Source organism: Streptomyces sp. NPDC034037, from assembly GCF_055575715.1.
This window is the reverse complement of sequence record NZ_JBVISC010000014.1, coordinates 49106-68856: the sequence shown is the minus strand read 5'-3', so window position 1 is coordinate 68856 and position 19751 is coordinate 49106. Positions and strand designations below refer to the sequence as shown.

General features: G+C 72.8%; 19 protein-coding genes. 16 read left to right on the top strand and 3 right to left on the bottom strand.

The genetic code is table 11. The features are described from left to right. Window positions 1–108 precede the first annotated feature (108 nt). The 3 genes from ACZ516_RS32890 (at window position 109) to ACZ516_RS32880 (ending at window position 4511) form a co-directional block, all read left to right on the top strand. On the top strand, window positions 109–3000 hold the full coding sequence (locus ACZ516_RS32890; protein ID WP_469013323.1) for a glycoside hydrolase family 2 TIM barrel-domain containing protein: 2892 nt from the start codon (window positions 109–111) through the stop codon (window positions 2998–3000). Between the two features lie 258 nt (window positions 3001–3258). Beyond that, complete coding sequence (locus tag ACZ516_RS32885; RefSeq protein WP_467466937.1) at window positions 3259–3996, top strand: hypothetical protein; 738 nt, start codon at window positions 3259–3261, stop codon at window positions 3994–3996. Between the two features lie 83 nt (window positions 3997–4079). Continuing rightward, a complete protein-coding gene (locus ACZ516_RS32880; protein WP_361077235.1) occupies window positions 4080–4511 on the top strand; it encodes a VOC family protein in 432 nt (143 codons plus the stop codon). On the opposite strand, the gene ACZ516_RS32875 is transcribed toward ACZ516_RS32880, so the two are convergent. Together ACZ516_RS32875 and ACZ516_RS32870 are read right to left on the bottom strand one after the other, a co-directional pair. Beyond that, window positions 4494–5219, bottom strand: coding sequence for a DUF6597 domain-containing transcriptional factor (locus ACZ516_RS32875; RefSeq protein ID WP_469013321.1), 726 nt, complete (start codon window positions 5217–5219; stop codon window positions 4494–4496). The two genes, ACZ516_RS32880 and ACZ516_RS32875, sit on opposite strands and share 18 nt — an antisense overlap. Before the next feature lie 9 nt (window positions 5220–5228). Then, the gene (locus ACZ516_RS32870) at window positions 5229–6167 is read right to left on the bottom strand and encodes an AraC family transcriptional regulator (protein WP_361077229.1); all 939 of its coding nucleotides are present in this window, start codon (window positions 6165–6167) and stop codon (window positions 5229–5231) included. Window positions 6168–6247: 80 nt separating this feature from the next. On the opposite strand from ACZ516_RS32870, the gene ACZ516_RS32865 reads away from it, so the two are divergent. Further along, on the top strand, window positions 6248–7087 hold the full coding sequence (locus tag ACZ516_RS32865) for an NmrA family NAD(P)-binding protein (RefSeq protein ID WP_469013318.1): 840 nt from the start codon (window positions 6248–6250) through the stop codon (window positions 7085–7087). Between the two features lie 83 nt (window positions 7088–7170). Here the strand turns inward: ACZ516_RS32865 and ACZ516_RS32860 are convergent, their stop codons facing one another. Beyond that, window positions 7171–8307, bottom strand: a complete 1137-nt coding sequence (locus ACZ516_RS32860; RefSeq protein WP_358583522.1) for a YihY/virulence factor BrkB family protein — start codon at window positions 8305–8307, stop codon at window positions 7171–7173. Window positions 8308–8324: 17 nt separating this feature from the next. Here ACZ516_RS32860 and ACZ516_RS32855 point away from each other — a divergent pair, with 17 nt between their 5' ends. The 12 genes from ACZ516_RS32855 to ACZ516_RS32800 all read left to right on the top strand — a co-directional run bounded on the left by ACZ516_RS32855 (window position 8325) and on the right by ACZ516_RS32800 (window position 19751). Next, complete coding sequence (locus tag ACZ516_RS32855) at window positions 8325–9959, top strand: acyl-CoA dehydrogenase family protein (RefSeq protein ID WP_358911073.1); 1635 nt, start codon at window positions 8325–8327, stop codon at window positions 9957–9959. A 313-nt stretch (window positions 9960–10272) separates the two neighbouring features. Next, window positions 10273–10860, top strand: coding sequence for a GNAT family N-acetyltransferase (locus tag ACZ516_RS32850; RefSeq protein ID WP_358911071.1), 588 nt, complete (start codon window positions 10273–10275; stop codon window positions 10858–10860). 112 nt (window positions 10861–10972) lie between these two features. After that, window positions 10973–11056, top strand: a complete 84-nt coding sequence (locus tag ACZ516_RS32845; protein ID WP_355806261.1) for a putative leader peptide — start codon at window positions 10973–10975, stop codon at window positions 11054–11056. Window positions 11057–11196: 140 nt separating this feature from the next. After that, window positions 11197–12894, top strand: coding sequence for a nitrite/sulfite reductase (locus ACZ516_RS32840; RefSeq protein ID WP_469013315.1), 1698 nt, complete (start codon window positions 11197–11199; stop codon window positions 12892–12894). Next, window positions 12891–13070 (top strand): hypothetical protein, encoded by a 180-nt coding sequence (locus tag ACZ516_RS32835; RefSeq protein ID WP_358583515.1) that lies wholly within the window; start codon window positions 12891–12893, stop codon window positions 13068–13070. The genes ACZ516_RS32840 and ACZ516_RS32835 overlap by 4 nt, the downstream gene beginning before the upstream one ends. Next, window positions 13067–13777: a phosphoadenylyl-sulfate reductase gene (locus ACZ516_RS32830; protein ID WP_469013312.1), complete on the top strand. Its 711-nt coding sequence runs from the start codon at window positions 13067–13069 to the stop codon at window positions 13775–13777. The genes ACZ516_RS32835 and ACZ516_RS32830 overlap by 4 nt, the downstream gene beginning before the upstream one ends. Then, entirely contained in the window at window positions 13774–14343 is a 570-nt protein-coding gene (gene cysC, locus ACZ516_RS32825) for an adenylyl-sulfate kinase (protein ID WP_361077217.1), read from the top strand. The genes ACZ516_RS32830 and cysC overlap by 4 nt, the downstream gene beginning before the upstream one ends. Beyond that, complete coding sequence (gene cysD, locus ACZ516_RS32820) at window positions 14340–15278, top strand: sulfate adenylyltransferase subunit CysD (RefSeq protein WP_358583510.1); 939 nt, start codon at window positions 14340–14342, stop codon at window positions 15276–15278. The genes cysC and cysD overlap by 4 nt, the downstream gene beginning before the upstream one ends. A gap of 2 nt (window positions 15279–15280) precedes the next feature. After that, window positions 15281–16633 (top strand): sulfate adenylyltransferase subunit 1, encoded by a 1353-nt coding sequence (locus tag ACZ516_RS32815; RefSeq protein WP_469013309.1) that lies wholly within the window; start codon window positions 15281–15283, stop codon window positions 16631–16633. 237 nt (window positions 16634–16870) lie between these two features. After that, window positions 16871–17977: an ABC transporter substrate-binding protein gene (locus ACZ516_RS32810; RefSeq protein WP_361077210.1), complete on the top strand. Its 1107-nt coding sequence runs from the start codon at window positions 16871–16873 to the stop codon at window positions 17975–17977. Window positions 17978–18013: 36 nt separating this feature from the next. After that, a complete protein-coding gene (locus tag ACZ516_RS32805; RefSeq protein ID WP_358583507.1) occupies window positions 18014–18805 on the top strand; it encodes an ABC transporter ATP-binding protein in 792 nt (263 codons plus the stop codon). Beyond that, the gene (locus ACZ516_RS32800) at window positions 18792–19751 is read left to right on the top strand and encodes an ABC transporter permease (protein WP_358583506.1); all 960 of its coding nucleotides are present in this window, start codon (window positions 18792–18794) and stop codon (window positions 19749–19751) included. The genes ACZ516_RS32805 and ACZ516_RS32800 overlap by 14 nt, the downstream gene beginning before the upstream one ends.

The following is a 19751-nucleotide window of genomic DNA, read 5'->3' as shown; positions in this document are numbered from 1 at the left end:
GATATCCGTACTCCGTGACCCTTCCGTCCAAGTGATGCCCGCAAAGTCCATCGACTCCCGCTCCGAAACGATGGTCGGCCCCGGCCCCGGCGCGGTCTGATGGAAGACATGGTTCGCATCGCTCTCCCCCACGACGACGTGTCCCCCGGCACGGGCTGCCTCCCGCCCCGCGCGTGGTACGCCACGTCGGACGCCCGCGCCCTCTGCCTCAACGGCAGCTGGCGCTTCCGCCTCTCCCCCACCGCCGACGCCGAGGACGACGCCTTCGCCGCCGACGGCTACGACGCCGACACCGACGGCAGGGGCGCCTGGGGCGAGATCGCGGTCCCCGGCCACTGGGTGCTCCAGGGGCACGGCACGCCGCACTACACCAATCAGCTCTACCCCTTCCCGGTGGACCCGCCGCGGGTGCCGACGGACAACCCCACCGGCGACCACCTGCGCGTCTTCGACCTGCCCGGCGACTGGCCCGCGGCGGGCACGACGGTGCTCCGCTTCGACGGCGTGGAGTCCTGCGCCCGCGTCTGGCTCAACGGCACGGGGCTGGGCGACTTCAAGGGCTCGCGGCTGCCCCATGAGTTCGACGTGGGCCCGCTGCTGCGTCCCGGCCGCAACGTCCTCGCGGTCCGCGTCCACCAGTGGTCCGCCGGCTCGTACCTGGAGGACCAGGACCAGTGGTGGCTGCCGGGCATCTTCCGCGACGTGACGCTGCTGCACCGCCCCGAGGGCAGCGCGGGCGACCACTTCGTCCACGCGGCCTACGACCACCGCGCGGGGACGGGCACCCTGCGGGTCGACGCGGACGTCCGAGGCCGCGTCACCGTCCCCGAGCTGGGTGTCGACATGGCGGCCGGCGAGAGCGCCACCGTGCCCGTCGAGCCGTGGACCGCCGAGACACCGAGGCTCTACGACGGGGTCCTCGCCACGGCGGGCGAGCGCGTCCCGCTGCGGATCGGCTTCCGTACGGTCGCCGTCGAGGACGGGCTCATCAAGGTCAACGGCCGCCCGATCCTCTTCCGCGGCGTGAACCGCCACGAGTTCCACCCGGAGACGGGCCGCGCCCTCGACGCCGACACGATGCGCGCGGACGTCCTGCTGATGAAGCGGCACAACATCAACGCCGTCCGCACCAGCCACTACCCGCCCCACCCCGCCTTCCTGGACCTCTGCGACGAGCTGGGCCTGTGGGTCGTCGACGAGTGCGACCTGGAGACCCACGGCTTCCAGGCGGTGGGCTGGCGCGGCAACCCCGTCGACGACGACCGCTGGACGCCCGCGCTCCTGGACCGCGCGGCCCGCATGGTCGAGCGGGACAAGAACCACCCCTCGGTCATCGTCTGGTCGCTGGGCAACGAATGCGGCACCGGGCGGGGCCTGACCGCCATGGCCGAGTGGATCCGCGGCCGGGACGACAGCCGTCTCCTGCACTACGAGGGCGACCGTTCCTGCGCGGACACCGACCTGTACTCCCGGATGTACGCCGACCACGCCGAGGTCGAACTCATCGGCCGCGGCGAGGACGAGGGACCCGAGGCCCGGCGCCGGCTCCCCTTCGTCCTGTGCGAGTACGCGCACGCGATGGGCAACGGCCCCGGCGGACTCGGCGAGTACCAGCGGCTGTTCGAGAGGTACGAGCGGCTCCAGGGCGGCTTCGTCTGGGAGTGGATCGACCACGGCATCGCGCACCCCGCGTACGAGTACGCCTACGGCGGCGACTTCGGCGAGGAGCCGCACGACGGCAACTTCGTCTGCGACGGGCTCGTCCTGCCCGACCGCACGCCGTCCCCGGGCCTCGTCGAGTACAAGAAGGTGATCGAACCGGTCCGCGTCGACGGCGACGGCCGCGCGGGAGTCGTCCGCATCACCAACCTGCACGACTTCGCGACGCTCGGCCACCTCTCCTTCACCTGGTCCTACGAGGCGGACGGCGTCCGCGTCGCCGACGGCCCGCTCGCCGTGCCCGCGCTCGGACCCGGCGAGCACGCCGAGGCGCAGCTGCCCCCGGCCCCGCCGCACGCCCCGGAGGCCGAGACGGGCTGGACGGTGCGGGCGGTGCTCGCCGCCGACACGGCGTGGGCGGAGCGCGGCCATGTGGTCGCCTGGGCCCAACTGCCCCACGAGGCCGGCGCCGTCCGCCCGGCGGCGCGCGGCGCGAGCCCGGTGCGCGAGGGCCGGCGGACCACCCTCGGCCCCGCCGTCTTCGACGACCGGGGGGCACTGCTGACCCTCGGTGATCTGCGGATCGCGGACCTGCGTCTGGACGTGTGGCGGGCGCCCACCGACAACGACAACGGCATGCCCTGGCGCCCCGAACCCTCCCTGGCCACGCGGTGGCGACAGCTCGGCCTCCACCGGATGCAGCACCGTTTGGACGCCGTCGAGCCGAGCGAGGACGCCCTGACCGTACGGACCAGGGTGGCGCCCGCCGCGAGCGACCTGGGCCTGCGGGCGGTGTACCGCTGGCAGTCGGACGGGGCCCGGCTGCTGCTCGCCCTCGAAGTGGAACCGGAGGGCGAGTGGACGGTGCCGCTGCCGCGGCTCGGCATCCGTTTCGGGCTGCCCGGCGCGCGCGGCCCCGTCCGCTGGTTCGGCGGCGGGCCCGGTGAGGCCTACCCCGACACCCGGGCCGCCTCGATGACGGGCCTGTGGGAGGCCGACGTCGACGCGCTGCAGACCCCGTACGTGCGGCCCCAGGAGAACGGCGCCCGCCCGGACGTCCGCTGGGCGCGGATCGGCGGTCTGCGGATCGACTCCGGTCACCGGCCGTGGCTCACCGCGCGCCGCTGGACCACCGAGGAACTCGACGCCGCCCGGCACCGCGCGGACCTCGTCCCGGGCCGGACCGTGTGGGTCAATCTCGACATCGGCCAGCACGGCATCGGCACGGGGTCCTGCGGCCCCGGCCCCCTGCCCCCCTACCAACTGCACGCCCGGCCCACGCGGTTGGACGTCACCTTCTCCACCGCCGTGACCCGGGGAAACGGGGCCGCCCGGCGCTAGACGGCGGCCCGCGAGGACGGCGTGCGCCGGCTGCTCTCCTGCCCGCGGCCGCTGCACGAGGCGTGCGTGGACCTGACCAACACCCAGGAAGAGGTGCGCCGCCCGCACCCCGTGGGCTCCTGGCGCCGAGAGGTCCTGCCTCTGTGGAGGACCTTTCAGCGCCTTTCGGCGCTGCGGGCCCATGCCGTATGGATGTATCAGCCGGGTACCTGAACCCCGGGACCGGCGCGGACGCGCCCGGACGAGGGAGAGGGTGCTGTGGGAGTTCGGCACGTGCACAAGGCCAAGAGGCTGCTGGAGGAGGCCCTGGCCGGTTCCGGGGAGGGGGAGGCGGAGGGCGACCTGGTGCGGGCCGCCCGCGCGGTCGTGGCCGAACTGGGCGCGCCGGAGCGGCTGCTGCCGCTGGTGACGGAGCTGGCGGCGGGCGTCGGCGACCCCGCGGGGTGTGCGCTCCTGTCGTACCGCCACGTCCTCGGCTTCGACAAGCTGCTGCTGATCGACGGCGGGCCCCGGCACCGGTTGCGCGTCCATGTGTGGCATCCGGGGGCGAGCGCCCGGGAGGACGTGCACAACCACCGCTCCCCGCTCGCCTCGCACGTGGTGCGGGGCGCGCTCGGCATGGAGGTCTACGAGCCGGTCGGGGACGGCGAGGGCGGGCGGTCCGCCGAGCGGTACCGGGAGGCCCTCGCGGACAAGGGGGGCGACTGGCTGCTCGAACCCGTCGGGCGGGGGCGGCTGCGGCTGACGCAGAGCGCGCTGTACGCGGCGGGGAGCGGGTACGCCCTGCCGTCGTACACCCTGCACCGGGCGTGGTGCGCGTCGGCGGCGACGGCGGTGACGCTGTTCCTGGAGACGGGCGCGGGGCGGCGGCGCTACACGGACGTGTTCACCGACCCCGACACGGCGGACGCGCCGGCGCGGGCGGTGGCGAAGAAGCCCCTGGACGTACGGGACTACCTGGCGGAGCTGAAGGTCCTGACCGGGCTCATCGACTGAAGGCCTGGCGGGTCCGGACTGCGGGACGGACCTGTCCGATTCCTTCAAGACCGGTCGTCCGGATGGCACATACGCTCGCGGGCATGAACAGCACACCCGTTCCACGATTCGATCTGATCGGCCTCGTCGTCTCCGACATGGCCGCCTCGCTCGCCTTCTACCGCCGGCTCGGCCTCTCGTTCGCGGAGGGTGCACAGAGCGCGCCGCACGTCGAGGCGGAGCTTCCGGGAGGCCTGCGCCTCGCCTTCGACACGGAGGAGACCATCCGCTCCTTCCACCCCGGGTGGCGCCCGCCCACCGGCGGGGGGCGGGTCGGGCTCGCCTTCCACTGCGGGAGTCCCGAGGGTGTCGACGCCTCGTACGCGGAGCTGACGGGCTGCGGGTACCGGAGCGAGCTGGCGCCGTTCGACGCTCCCTGGGGGCAGCGCTACGCGGTGGTGCTCGACCCGGACGGCAACGGCGTGGACCTCTTCGCCCCCGCGGCGGCCGCCGGGCGCTCAGGGAGCACCGAGTAGCGCGGTCAGTGAACGTCCCGTCAACTCCTTCACATCGCGGGCGAGATGGGCCTGGTCGGCGAAGCCGGCGGCGGTGGCGGTGGCCGCGTACGGCAGTCCGGCGCGGACCAGCGCGAGGGCCCGCTGGAGCCGCAGCACCCGGGCCAGCGTCTTGGGGCCGTAGCCGAACGCGGGCAGTGCACGGCGGTGCAGCCGGCGGGCGTCGACCCCGAGGGCCGCCGCCGTCGCGGCGACCGATCGGCCCGCGCCCAAGAGGCGGACGACCTCGGCGAGGAAGGGGTCGGGCGGTCCGGTGTCGGCGGCGCGGTCCAGGGCGAGGTCCTCCAGGGCGGCCACCGGATCGCGCGCGCTGTCCACCCGCGCCGTCAGGCGGCGCACCCGTGTCGCGGTCCACAGGTCCGCCAAGTCCACCCGTCTGTCCCGCAGTTCGTGGGCGGGGACGCCCAGGAGGGCGGGGGCGGTGCCGGGGTGGAAGCGGATGCCCACGTGGCGTCCCGCGGTCCCGGCGGCGCCCGGGAGGTGCGCGCGGGTGTCGGGGCCCGCGACGAACAGCCTGCCCTCGGTCCACATCAGGTCCATGCAGCCGTCGGGCAGTACGGGGCGGGTGGCGCCGGGGCCCGGCGCGGGCGTACGGGTCCACATGGCCGCGCCGGGCAGCCGGGAGGGTCGTTCGCGGTACTCCCCCTGAGCGCCGGTGCCGTGCGTCATTCCAGCAGGCTACGCCGTACGGACGCGGTGCTCCTGTGGGCTGATCCCGTACACCCGTTTGAAGGCGCCGGACAGGGCGAAGGCGCTGCCGTATCCGACCTTGCGGGCTATCGAGGCGATCGTCCGCTCACTGTCGCGCAGCAGGTCGGCGGCGAGCGCGAGCCGCCAGTTCGTCAGGTACGTCATCGGGGGCTCGCCCACGAGGTCGGTGAACCGGCGGGCGAGCGCGGCCCGGGAGACGCCCGCCTTCGCGGCGAGGTCCGCGATCGTCCAGGGGTGCGCCGGGTCGTCCTGGAGCAGCCGCAGGGCGCGGCCCACGACGGGGTCGCCCATCGCCACGTACCAGGCGGGGGCCGCCGCCTCGGGCCGGGAGAACCAGGCGCGCAGCGCGGCGATCAGGAGGAGGTCCAGGAGCCGGTCGAGGACGACGTCCTGGCCCGGCTCGTCCTTGCCGAGCTCCTCGGCGACCAGCGGGGTGAGCGGGCAGTCCCACACCTCGCCGGGCAGCACCAGCAGCGGCGGCAGCGCGTCCAGGAGCCGTCCGGTGAGTTCGCCCCGCAGCTGGTAGGTGCCGATCAGCATCTCGACGGAGCTGTCGCGGGACTCGCCCCAGGCGCGCGGGCCGAGGTCGGTGTACTTGTCGGGCGGGGCGCCGCCCAGCGGGACGCAGCGCTGGCCCGGCCGGATCTCGGCGAACGGCGCGGTGGCGGGGTCGCCGGCGCAGGTGTAGTGGTCGGGGCCGCGGGCGATGGCGAGGTCGCCGGGGCGGATGCGCTGGGCGGGCGTGCCGTCCTCGGGGACGATCCACGCGGTGCCGCGCACCATGACCATGACGGACAGGGGCGCCTCGTCCGCGATGCGCACGGACCAGGGCGGGTCGAACAGCGCGCGGATCATGAAGGCACCCCGGGCGCGCGGGCCTTCCAGCAATCCTGCGAGTACGTCCATGGCGGCAGCGTAGACGCAGGCGTATGGGCGTGAGCGCCTGGGCGATGGTTGCGGCGCGGGCCGGGCAGTTGACTGAAGCCATGACGACGAACACGGCGGAAATGACGGTTTTGGTGACGGGCGCGACCGGGCGGGTGGGACGCAGGGTGGTGGAGTCCGCGGCGGCGGCAGGCCACACGGTGCGGGCGGCCTCGCGGTCCGGGGCGGTCCCGTTCGACTGGACGGACGGCTCGACCTGGGCGGACGCCCTGCGGGGCGCCGACGCGGCGCACCTCGCGTATCTGCCGGACGTCGGCGCGCCCGGCGCGGCCGAGGCGGTCGGCGCGTTCACGCGGCTCGCGGTGGACCTCGGCGTGCGGCGCATGACGCTGCTCTCGGCGCGCGGCGAGCACCAGGCGCACGCCACCGAGCAGGCGGTACGGGACTGCGGCGCCGAGTGGACCGTCGTACGGGCGGCGTGGTTCGCGCAGAACTTCAGCGAGGGGCCGCTGCTGGACGGCATGCGGGACGGGGAGCTGGTCTTCCCGGCCGGTGAAGTGCTCGAACCGTTCATCGACGCACGGGACGTCGCGGACGTGGTGGTGGCCGCGCTGGGCGGCGGCGACCGGTGGACGGGCCGGACCCTGGACCTGACCGGGCCCCGCCTGCTGTCGTTCCGGCAGGCGGTGGCGGAGCTCGCGGGGGCGGCGGGGCGGGAGATGACCTACGTACCCGTGCCCGCGAGGGACTACGGGGCGGCCCTCGGGGAGTTCGGGGTGCCGGCCGGGGAGGCGGAGTTCCTGGTAGAGCTGTTCGAGACGACGCTCGACGGCCGCAACGCGGCGGTCTCCGAGGGGGTGCGGGAAGTGCTGGGCCGCGAGCCCAGGGACTTCGCGGAGTTCGCCGAGGAGTGCGCGGCGGCGGGGGTCTGGTCGGCGTGACGCCGTGGCGCCCCGGTCGCCGAAGGGGCCGCGATGTGCGGCCCCTTCGGCGACCGGGTGCGGATACGGCGGAGCCGGTGGCCCTACTCCGGCGGGTGGTCGTCCGTCCCATGGCGCTTCACGTGCGCCCGCAGACGCGACGTCACGTCGTCCGGGGGCAGGAAGCGGGACCACCGCTCGGGGAACTCGGACGGCATCTCCGGGTCGTCCGGGTCGAGCCCCTCGCGCGCGGCGGCCGCGCGGGCGACGACCTCGGCGGCCTGGGCCTCCCTTATGCGGTCGTTGGCGGCGCGCGCGGCGGCCGTGGCGACGGACGGCCAGACACGGTCGATCGCCGCGTTGACCGCGGCGCCCACCAGGACCGCGAAGGCCGACACGCCGATCCACAGGAGCACGGCGACCGGGGCCGCGAGCGAGCCGTAGATCGTGGGGCCCTCCACGGTGCTGGTGAGGTAGATGCGCAGCAGGAAGCTGCCGAGGACCCACATCGCGAGGGCGATCAGCGCGCCCGGCATGTCCTCGACCCACGGCGAGCGCACCGGCACCGACACGTGGTACAGCGTCGTCAGGAAGACGATGGAGAGGATGACGACGACCGGCCAGTAAAGGATCTGGACGACCGTCGTCGAGCCGGGCAGGAGATTCACCACGGCGTCGGGCCCCGCCACCATCAGCGGCAGCGCGACCGAGCCGATGAGCAGCGCCACGATGAAGAGACCGAAGGCGAGGAGCCGCGTCTTGACGATGCCGCGGACGCCGTCGAGGCCGTACATGACGGTGATCGTGTCGATGAAGACGTTCACGGCGCGCGAGCCGGACCACAGGGCGAACAGGAAGCCGATGGAGATGATGTCCGGCCGGCTCACCTTCATGACGTCTTCCAGTATCGGCTGCGCGATCTGGCTCACCCCCCGGTCGGACAGGACCGTGCGGGACGCCTCCAGGATGTTGTTCTCGACGCTGGCGATGGTGTTCGCGCCGGTCCACCGGTCGACGTAGGCGAGCAGCCCGATGAGGCTCAGCAGCAGGGGCGGCACGGAGAGCAGCGTGAAGAACGCCGCCTCGGCCGCGAGCCCCAGGATGCGGTACTCGACGCACGAGTTGACGGTGTCCTTGAGCAGCAGCCAGGCGGTCCTGCGCTTGGAAACGTTGCGGTAGAGAGCGCGGGCCCGTTTCCAGCGCCCCGAGGGCCGCCCGGGTGTTTCATTTGCCTGGTGCACCTCCTTACCGTAGCGGCATGGCAGCCAGCACCCACACAGTGACCAACCAGGCTCCGCCCCTGGTGGGATATGACGTCTTCGCGTCCGACCGGGCCCTCGTGGAGGGCGTCGAGCGGCATCTGGATCCGGCGCTCCTCGATTCCGCCCGCGAGGAGCTCTCGCTGCTCGGCCGCAGTGCCGGCTCCGCCCAGGCACAGGAGTGGGGGGCACTGGCCAACGACCACCCGCCGGTGCTGCGCACCCACGACCGGTACGGGCACCGGATCGACGAGGTCGACTTCCATCCGTCCTGGCACCGGCTGCTGGGCAAGGCGGTCGGCGCGGGCCTGACGGCGGCCTGGTCGCGGCCCGGCGGGCACCTGCGGCGGGCCGCGGGGTTCCTGGTGTGGACGCAGACCGAGGGCGGCCACGGCTGCCCGGTGTCGATGACGCACGCCGCGGTGCCCGCGCTGCGCGCCGATCCGGCGCTCGCCGCCGAGTGGGAGCCGCGCCTGACCTCGACCGTCTACGACCAGGGGCTGCGCCCGGCGTCGCGGAAGGCGGGCGTCCTGTTCGGGATGGGCATGACGGAGAAGCAGGGCGGCAGCGACGTGCGGGCCAACACGACGCGCGCGCGGGCCCTGTCCGAGGAGGGCGCCTACGAGCTGACGGGCCACAAGTGGTTCTGCTCCGCCCCGATGTCCGACGGCTTCCTGGTGCTCGCGCAGGCCGAGCAGGGGTTGACCTGTTTCCTCGTGCCGCGCGTGCTGGAGGACGGCACCCGCAACCCGTTCGCCGTCCAGCGGCTCAAGAACAAGCTGGGCAACCGCTCCAACGCCTCCGGCGAGGTCGAGTTCGACGGGACGTGGGCGCGGCGGGTCGGCGACGAGGGGCGCGGGGTGCGCACCATCATCGGGATGGTCGCGGCGACCCGGCTCGACTGCGTGATCGGTTCGGCCGCGCTGATGCGGCAGGCCGTCGCGCAGGCGGTGCACCACGCCACGTACCGGGAGGCGTTCGGCGGCAAGCTGATCGACAAGCCGCTGATGCGCAACGTCCTCGCGGACCTCGCGCTCGAATCGGAGGCGGCCACGACGCTGGCGCTGCGGCTCGCGGCGGCGTACGACGACGGGGGCGAGCAGGAGCGGGCGTTCCTGCGGCTCGCGGTGCCGGCGGCCAAGTACTGGGTGACCAAGCGGTGCACGCCGATGGTCGGGGAGGCCCTGGAGTGCCTGGGCGGCAACGGCTACGTCGAGGAGTCGGGCATGCCGAGGCTGCTGCGCGAGGCGCCGCTGAACTCCATCTGGGAGGGCTCGGGGAACGTCCAGGCGCTGGACGTCCTGCGGGCGTTGCAGCGGGAGCCGCTGGCCCTGAACGCGTTCCTCCAGGAGGTCGGCGAGGCCCGGGGCGCCGACCACCGGCTGGACGGGGCGATCAAGGGCCTGCTGACGGAGCTGGCCGATCTGGACGGCATCGAGGCGCGGGCCCGGCGGCTCGTGGAGCGGATGGCGCTGGTGCTCCAGGGCTCCCTGCTCGTGCGGTACGCGCCCCCGGAGGTGGCCGACGCGTTCTGCGCCTCGCGGCTCGGCGGCGACTGGGGCGCGGCGTTCGGCACGCTCCCACACAGCCTGGACCTGGCCTCGGTGGTGGAACGGGCGGCGCCGCGTTCCTAGGCGGCGCGGGCATGACACGGGGGCGGTGCCGCGCGACACGGGGCCGCCCCTGTCCTTTGCCGGGTACCGCTGCGCACCGGGGCGATCCGAGGCCCGCAGTGACGGTGTGCACGACGGGGGTGCCGCGCCAGCACGGGGCCGCCCCTGCCCTTTGCCGGGTACCTGCGCACTGGGGCGACCCGGGGCGCGCGGTGGACGGTGAGCACGGCGTGCGGCCGGACGGGCACGCGGGGCCGGCGCCGGGGGGCCCGCGGAGCTTCCCCGTCCGGACCCGGCAGCCGGAGGCGGCCCGGCGCGTGGTTCGCTGAGTCCCATGAGTCTCACCGTCACCACATGGTCGCTGGAGCAGACCTCCCCCCGCGATCTGCTGCCCGCCGCCGCGCCCGAGGGCGACGTGCGGATCGTGCGCGCCGAAGTGCCCTCGCCCGAGTTCAGCCGGTTCCTGTACGCCTCCGTCGGCGGGGACATCCGCTGGACCGACCGGCTCTCCCTCACCCATGCCGAGTGGCGCAAGCTGCTGGAGCGGCCGGGCGTGGAGACGTGGGTCGCGTACGACAGGGGGACGCCCGCGGGCTACGTGGAGCTGGCGGCGCAGGGCGAGCGTGGGGACGCGGCGCCGGGCGTCGTGGAGATCGTCTACTTCGGGCTGCTCCCCTCCTTCCGGGGCCGGCGCATCGGCGGGCACCTCCTCTCGTACGGGGTCGCGCGCGCCTGGGACCTGGCCGAGCGGTGGCCCGGCCTCGCGCCGACCGAGCGGGTCTGGCTGCACACCTGCTCCAAGGACGGCGAGCACGCCATGGACAATTACCTGCGGCGCGGCTTCCGGCTCTTCGACACCAAGGTCGAACAGGAACCGGAGGTCGCCGCTCCGGGCCCGTGGCCGGGGGCCCACCGCGACTGACGCGGCGACCTGCGCTGTGACCGACGACACCTCTGTCCACGATACGGGACAGAGGTGTCCACATTTTGGATAATGCTGGACTGGGCCGAAAGTCCCATGACACGCTTCCGTCATGGATCGCACTGGAACCGCCTTGGTGAGTCGGCGTCACGTCGACCTCGGCCGCATGTCCAGCGCCATGTGTCCGGCCCGCTGACCGCCTCAGCGCCGCCGCACCTCCACCCCCTCGCTCGTCCCTGATCCCCTCCCTGCGCAGCGCCGCGCGCACATTTCCGCATGTGCCCATACCCGCAGGTCAGAGAGACGTTTCTCCGCTGCCCCGAAGGACGTACACCCATGCCCGCCACGCCAGAGAAGCCCGCCCCAGCCACGCCCCGCCGCAAGGCGAGCCGTCACCGCGGCGAGGGCCAGTGGGCCGTGGGCCACTTCACGCCCCTCAACGGCAACGAGCAGTTCAAGAAGGACGACGACGGTCTCAATGTGCGGACACGTATTGAGACGATCTACTCCAAGCGGGGCTTCGACTCCATCGACCCCAACGACCTGCGCGGGCGCATGCGCTGGTGGGGCCTCTACACCCAGCGCAAGCCCGGGATCGACGGCGGCAAGACCGCGGTCCTGGCGCCGGAGGAGCTGGACGACGAGTACTTCATGCTGCGCGTGCGCATCGACGGCGGCCGGCTGACCACCGAGCAGCTGCGCGTCATCGGGGAGATCTCCGAGGAGTTCGCGCGCGGGACCGCCGACCTCACCGACCGGCAGAACATCCAGTACCACTGGATCCGCATCGAGGACGTCCCCGAGATCTGGCGGCGGCTCGAAGCCGTCGGCCTGTCCACCACCGAGGCCTGCGGCGACACGCCCCGCGTCATCCTCGGCTCGCCGGTGGCCGGTGTCGCCGAGAACGAGATCATCGACGGCTCCCCCGCCATCGACGAGATCCAGCGCCGCTTCATCGGCAACCCCGAGTTCTCCAACCTGCCGCGCAAGTTCAAGACGGCGATCTCCGGCTCCCCGCAGCTGGACGTCGCCCACGAGATCAACGACGTCGCCTTCGTCGGCGTGCACCACCCCGAGCACGGCCCCGGCTTCGACCTGTGGGTCGGCGGCGGCCTGTCCACCAACCCCAAGCTGGGCGTGCGCCTCGGCGCCTGGGTGGCGCTGGCGGACGTGCCCGACGTGTACGGCGGCGTCATCGGCATCTTCCGCGACTACGGCTACCGCCGGCTGCGCAACCGCGCCCGCCTGAAGTTCCTCGTCGCCGACTGGGGCCCGGAGAAGTTCCGCCAGGTCCTGGAGGACGAGTACCTGGGGCGCAGGCTCACCGACGGGCCCGCGCCCGAGCAGCCCGCCGGCACCTGGCGCGACCACCTCGGCGTACACCGGCAGAAGGACGGCCGCTTCTACGTCGGCTTCGCGCCGCGCGTCGGCCGCGTGGACGGCGCCACCCTCACCAAGATCGCCGAGGTCGCCGAGGCCCACGGCTCGGGGCGCCTGCGCACCACCGCCGAGCAGAAGATGATCGTGCTGGACGTGGCGCGCGAGGACGTCGACTCGCTCGTCTCCGCCCTGGAGGCGCTCGACCTCAAGGTCAACGCCTCGCCGTTCCGGCGCGGCACGATGGCCTGCACCGGCATCGAGTTCTGCAAGCTCGCCATCGTCGAGACCAAGGCCCGCGGCGCCTCGCTCATCGACGAACTGGAGCGCCGCATCCCGCGGTTCGACGAGCCGATCACCATCAACATCAACGGCTGCCCGAACGCCTGCGCCCGCATCCAGGTCGCCGACATCGGCCTCAAGGGCCAGCTCGTCCTCGACGACGCCGGCAACCAGGTCGAGGGCTACCAGGTGCACCTCGGCGGCGCGCTCGGCCTCGATGCCGGCTTCGGCCGCAAGGTGCGCGGCCTGAAGGTCTCCGCCGACGAACTGCCCGACTACATCGAGCGGGTCCTCAAGCGCTTCCAGGAGGAGCGCGCCGAGGGCGAGCGGTTCGCCACCTGGACCGCCCGCGCCTCAGAGGAGGCCCTGCAGTGAGCGAGCGAGCCGCCCCCTTCCACTGCCCCTACTGCGGCGACGAGGACCTGCGACCGAACGAGACCGGGCACGGCGCCTGGGAATGCGCCGCGTGCAACCGGGCCTTCCAGCTGAAGTTCCTCGGGCTGCTCGCCCGGGGGGTCCGGCACACCGACGGCGGAGGGGATCAGATATGACGTCCACTCAAGCAGTGCGTACGAACGACGAGTTGAGGGCGCTGGCCGAGCGGGCCGGGCGCGACCTGGAGGACGCGTCCGCCCTGGAGATCCTGCGCTGGGCCGCCGACACGTTCGCCGGCGCGTTCTGCGTGACGTCCTCCATGGAGGACGCGGTCGTCGCCCACCTCGCCTCGCGGGCCATGCCCGGCGTGGACGTCGTCTTCCTCGACACCGGCTACCACTTCCCGGAGACCATCGGCACCCGCGACGCCGTCGAGGCCGTGATGGACGTCAACGTCATCACCCTCACGCCCCGCCGAACCGTGGCCGAGCAGGACGCCGAGTACGGCCCCAGGCTGCACGACCGCGACCCCGACCTGTGCTGCAAGCTGCGCAAGGTGCAGCCCCTGGAGGACGGCCTCAAGGGGTACGCCGCATGGGCCACGGGCCTGCGCCGCGACGAGTCGCCGACCCGGGCGAACACCCCGGTGGTCGGCTGGGACGAGAAGCGGCGGAAGGTCAAGGTCTCGCCGATCGCCCGCTGGACGCAGGACGACGTCGACGCCTACGTGGCCGAGCACGGCGTCCTCACCAACCCGCTCCTGATGGACGGCTACGGCTCCGTGGGCTGCGCGCCCTGCACCCGCCGCCTCCTGGAGGGCGAGGACGCGCGCGCCGGCCGCTGGTCCGGCAACACCAAGACCGAGTGCGGGATCCACGGATGACCGCGGCACGACGAGCAGTTCAGGAGTCCCACGTGAGCGGAGCCACTGTCTGGCTCACCGGCCTGCCCAGTGCGGGCAAGACCACCATCGCGCATGAACTGGCGGGCCTGCTGCGCGCGGAGGGCCGGCGGGTGGAGGTGCTCGACGGGGACGAGATCCGCGAGTTCCTCTCGGCGGGCCTCGGTTTCAGCCGCGAGGACCGGCACACCAATGTGCAGCGCATCGGCTTCGTCGCCGAACTCCTCGCGCGCAACGGCGTGCTGGTGCTGGTCCCGGTGATCGCGCCGTTCGCGGACAGCCGTGCGGCGGTCCGTAAGCGTCACGAGGTGGCGGGCACCGCGTATCTGGAGGTGCATGTCGCCACGCCGGTGGAGGTGTGCTCCGTACGCGACGTGAAGGGCCTGTACGCCCGGCAGGCGGCGGGCGAGATCTCGGGCCTGACGGGGGTCGACGACCCCTACGAGGCACCCGAGTCGCCGGATCTGCGGATCGAGTCGCAGGACCAGACGGTGCGGGAGTCGGCCACGGCCCTGTACACGCTGCTCACCGAAAGGGGTCTGGCATGACCACTGTTGCCACTGTGACCGGCGAGGGCACCCGCAGCCCCTACGCCCTGAGCCACCTGGACGCGCTGGAGTCCGAGGCGGTGCACATCTTCCGCGAGGTGGCGGGCGAGTTCGAGCGGCCGGTGATCCTCTTCTCCGGCGGCAAGGACTCCATCGTCATGCTGCACCTGGCGCTGAAGGCGTTCGCCCCCGCCCCCGTGCCCTTCTCGCTGCTGCACGTGGACACGGGCCACAATTTCCCCGAGGTCCTCGACTACCGCGACCGCGCGGTGGCCCGGCACGGGCTGCGGCTGCACGTGGCGTCCGTGCAGGAGTACATCGACGCCGGAAAGCTGCGCGAGCGCCCCGACGGCACGCGCAACCCGCTGCAGACGGTGCCGCTCACCGAGAAGATCCAGAGCGAGAGGTTCGACGCGGTCTTCGGCGGCGGCCGCCGCGACGAGGAGAAGGCGCGCGCCAAGGAGCGGGTGTTCTCGCTGCGCGACGAGTTCTCGCAGTGGGATCCGCGCCGGCAGCGCCCCGAGCTGTGGCAGCTCTACAACGGCCGCCACGCGCCCGGCGAACACGTGCGCGTCTTCCCGCTGTCCAACTGGACCGAGCTGGACGTGTGGCAGTACATCGCGCGGGAGGGCATCGAGCTGCCGCAGATCTACTTCGCCCACGAGCGGGAGGTCTTCCAGCGGGCGGGGATGTGGCTGACCGCCGGCGAGTGGGGCGGCCCCAAGGGCGAGGAGCGGGTGGAGAAGCGGCTCATCCGCTACCGCACGGTGGGCGACATGTCCTGCACCGGCGCCGTCGACTCCGACGCCACGACGCTGGACGCCGTCATCGCCGAGATCGCCGCCTCCCGGCTGACCGAGCGCGGGGCCACCCGGGCCGACGACAAGATGTCCGAGGCCGCGATGGAAGACCGCAAGCGCGAGGGGTACTTCTAACCATGAGCAACACCACCACCGCGAGCGCCCGGCTGGGTGACCCGACGGCCACCACGCTGCTGCGGTTCGCCACCGCCGGGTCCGTCGACGACGGCAAGTCCACCCTGGTGGGCCGGCTCCTGCACGACTCCAAGTCGGTCCTGACCGACCAACTGGAGGCCGTCGAGCGCGTCTCGGCCGACCGCGGCGCCGACGCGCCCGACCTGGCACTGCTCACCGACGGGCTGCGCGCCGAGCGCGAGCAGGGCATCACCATCGACGTGGCCTACCGCTACTTCGCCACCGCCCGGCGCCGGTTCATCCTGGCCGACACCCCCGGCCACGTGCAGTACACGCGGAACATGGTCACCGGCGCCTCCACCGCCGACCTCGCCGTCGTGCTGGTCGACGCCCGCAACGGCGTCATCGAGCAGACCCGCCGCCACGCCGCGGTCGCCGCGCTGCTGCGCGTCCCGCACGTCGTCCTGGCCGTGAACAAGATGGACCTGGTCGCCTACGACGAGACGGTCTTCGCGAAGATCGCCGAGGAGTTCACCGCCTACGCGGGCGAGCTGGGGGTGCCGGAGATCACCGCGATCCCGATCTCCGCCCTCGCCGGGGACAACGTCGTCGAGCCGTCCTCCCACATGGACTGGTACGGCGGCCCCACCGTCCTGGAACACCTGGAGACGGTCCCGGTCAGCCACGACCTCACCTCGTGCCACGCACGGCTTCCCGTGCAGTACGTGATCCGCCCGCAGAGCGCCGAGCACCCCGACTACCGCGGCTACGCGGGCCAGATCGCGGCCGGCACCTTCCGCGTCGGCGAGTCCGTCACCGTCCTCCCCTCGGGCCGCACCTCGAAGATCGCCGGGATCGACCTCCTGGGCAAGGCGGTGGACGTGGCGTGGACGCCGCAGTCCATCACCCTGCTCCTGGCGGACGACATCGACATCTCGCGCGGCGACCTGATCGTGCCCAGCGGCGACACCCCGCCGACCTCGCAGGACATCGAGGCGACGGTCTGCCACGTCGCCGACACACCGCTGGCCGTCGGCCAGCGGGTGCTGCTCAAGCACACCACCCGCACGGTCAAGGCGATCGTCAAGGAGATCCCCTCGCGGCTGACCCTGGACGACCTGTCCCAGCACCCCGAGCCCGGACAGCTCGTCGCCAACGACATCGGGCGCGTGAAGGTGCGCACCGCCGAGCCGCTGGCGCTCGACGCGTACGCGGACTCGCGGCGCACCGGATCGTTCCTGCTCATCGACCCGGCCGACGGCACGACGCTCGCGGCGGGCATGGCGGGCCAGGCGTTCGCCACGCCGGCGGACGACGGCGCCGCCCCGGCCGACGACGAGGGCTGGGACTTCTGACATGCCCCCACTCGACGTGTTCTCCACCTTCGCGAAGGAGGGCGGCCGCATCGGCAGCGGCGCCCTCGGCAGCGGGCAGGGCGGGGTGGCGCGATGTGCGCGATGACGTACGCGCACCGCTCGCGCGCCCACGGCCGCCCCGTCCCCCGGGGCGCCTCTGTACGACGACGAAGACCTGCCGACCTCCCGGCCACGACCTGACGGCGTGCGCCCGGGCCGACGAGAGGAACACCTCCCGTGCCTGCTGCACCACGTACCACCCTCACCGCCCTGCTGGCGCTCCCCCTGCTGGCCCTGTCCCTCGGCGCCTGCGGCTACGGCTCCGGGGCGAGTGAGGACGACGGCAAGACGAAGATCGCCGCGGGCGCGAAGAAGATCGACGGCCTGGACAGCGTCAAGATCGGCTACTTCCCGAACCTCACGCACGCCACCGCCCTGGTCGGCAACCGCGAGGGCCTGTTCCAGAAGGAGCTGGGCGGCACGGAGGCGAAGTACTCGCAGTTCAACGCCGGTCCCTCGGAGATCGAGGCGCTGAACGCGGGCTCCATCGACATCGGCTGGATCGGCCCCTCCCCCGCCATCAACGGCTACACCAAGTCCGCCGGCAAGAACCTGCGCATCATCGGCGGTTCGGCCTCGGGCGGCGTGAAGCTCGTGGTGGACCCCAAGAAGATCAAGTCCCTGGCCGACGTCAAGGGCAAGAAGATCGCGACACCGCAGCTCGGCAACACCCAGGACGTGGCCTTCCTCAACTGGATCGCGGAGCGGGGCTGGAAGGTCGACGCGCAGAGCGGCAAGGGTGACGTGTCGGTGATCCGCACCGACAACAAGATCACCCCGGATGCCTACAAGTCCGGTTCCATCGATGGCGCGTGGGTGCCCGAGCCGACCGCGTCCAAGCTGGTCGCCGAGGGCGGCAAGGTCCTCCTCGACGAGGCCGACCTGTGGCCGGACAAGAAGTTCGTGATCACGAACATCATCGTGAAGCAGAGCTTCCTGAAGGAGCACCCGAAGGTCGTCGAGGCCGTCCTGCGCGGTTCCGTGAAGACCAACGCCTGGATCGGCGAGAACCCGGCCAAGGCCAAGGCCGCGGCCAACGCCCAGCTCAAGGCGGACTCCGGGAAGGCGCTGCCCGCCGAGGTGCTCGACCCCGCGTGGAAGTCCATCAGCACGACCGACGACCCGCTGGCCGCCACCCTGGACGCCGAGGCCGAGCACGCGGTCAGGGCCGGTCTCCTGGAGAAGCCCGACCTCAAGGGCATCTACGACCTCCGGCCGCTGAACAAGGTCCTCCGGGCCGCGGGCCGGTCCCCGGTCGACGACGCCGGTCTCGGCGTCAAGTAGCCCCGGAAATATCCCCGTTCCCAGGAGGTGACGACCATGGCGACCACCCTCGCCGAGGCCGCGCAGGACATCCGCACCGAGACCACGCACGCCGCCCGGATCGCGCACGTATCGAAGTCCTTCGCCGGCCCCGCCGGGACCCAGCTCGTCCTCGACGACATCACGCTCGATGTCGCGCCCGGCGAGTTCGTCACCCTCCTGGGCGCCTCCGGCTGCGGCAAGTCGACGCTGCTGAACCTGGTCGCCGGGCTCGACAAGCCGTCGGCCGGGGCCATCACGACCGACGGCCGGCCCGCCCTGATGTTCCAGGAGCACGCGCTGTTCCCGTGGCTGACGGCGGGCAAGAACATCGAACTGGCCCTGAAGCTGCGCGGCGTGGCGAAGGCCGAGCGCCGCCCGAGGGCCGAGGAACTGCTCGAACTGGTGCGGCTGCACGGCGCGTACGGCAAGCGGGTGCACGAGCTGTCCGGCGGCATGCGCCAGCGGGTGGCGCTGGCCCGCGCGCTCGCCCAGGACAGCAGGCTGCTTTTGATGGACGAGCCGTTCGCGGCGCTGGACGCGATCACCCGGGACGTGCTGCACGACGAGCTGACCCGCGTCTGGCGCGAGACGAACGTCTCCGTCCTGTTCGTCACGCACAACGTCCGCGAGGCCGTGCGCCTCGCCCAGCGCGTGGTGCTCCTCTCGTCGCGTCCGGGCCGGGTGGCGCACGAGTGGCGGGTCGACATCCCGCACCCGCGCCGCATCGAGGACTCCGCCGTGGCGGAGCTGTCCGTCGAGATCACGGAGAAACTGCGTGGGGAGATCCGCCGCCATGGCCAGCACTGAGACGACCGGTCCGGTCACCGGGACGACCGGCACGGGCTCCGGGACGACCGGCCTCCGCAAGGAGTCCGAGGGGCCCGGTGACGGCCAGGACCTCGCCGGCCTGGAGGCGGGCCTCGACGCGCTGGAGACCAGCGCGGGGCCCGGCCGCACGCCGCTGCGCCAGGTCCTGACGCAGAAGGTGCTGCCGCCGCTCACCGCGGTGCTGCTCGTCCTGCTGGTCTGGCAGGCGCTGGTGTCCTTCGAGGTCGTCGACGACCCGAGCAAGCTGCCCTCGCCGTCCGCGGTCTGGGACGAGGTGCGCGCGGCCTGGGTGCAGGGCACGCTGCTCGACTACATCTGGACGTCCGTCTCACGCGGCCTGCTCGGCTTCCTGCTCGCCCTCGCGATCGGCACGCCGCTCGGTCTGGTCGTCGCCCGGGTGCGGTTCATCAGGGCCGCGATCGGCCCCATCCTCTCCGGGCTCCAGTCGCTGCCGTCGGTGGCGTGGGTGCCGCCCGCGGTGCTGTGGCTGGGCCTGGAGAACAAGATGATGTACGCGGTGATCCTGCTCGGCGCCGTGCCGTCCATCGCCAACGGCCTGGTGTCGGGTGTCGACCAGGTGCCGCCGCTGTTCCTGCGCGCGGGTCGCACGCTCGGCGCGAGCGGCCTGCGCCACACCTGGCACATCGTGCTCCCGGCGGCGCTGCCCGGCTATCTGGCGGGGCTCAAGCAGGGCTGGGCGTTCTCCTGGCGCTCCCTGATGGCCGCCGAGATCATCGCGTCCTCGCCCGAGCTGGGCGTGGGCCTCGGCCAGCTCCTGGAGAACGGCCGCAACGCCAGCTCCATGCCCATGATCTTCCTGGCGATCTTCCTCATCCTGATCGTCGGCATCGCCATCGACCTGCTCATCTTCAGCCCGCTGGAGCGGCGCGTGCTGCGCGGCCGCGGCCTCCTCGTGAGGAGCTGA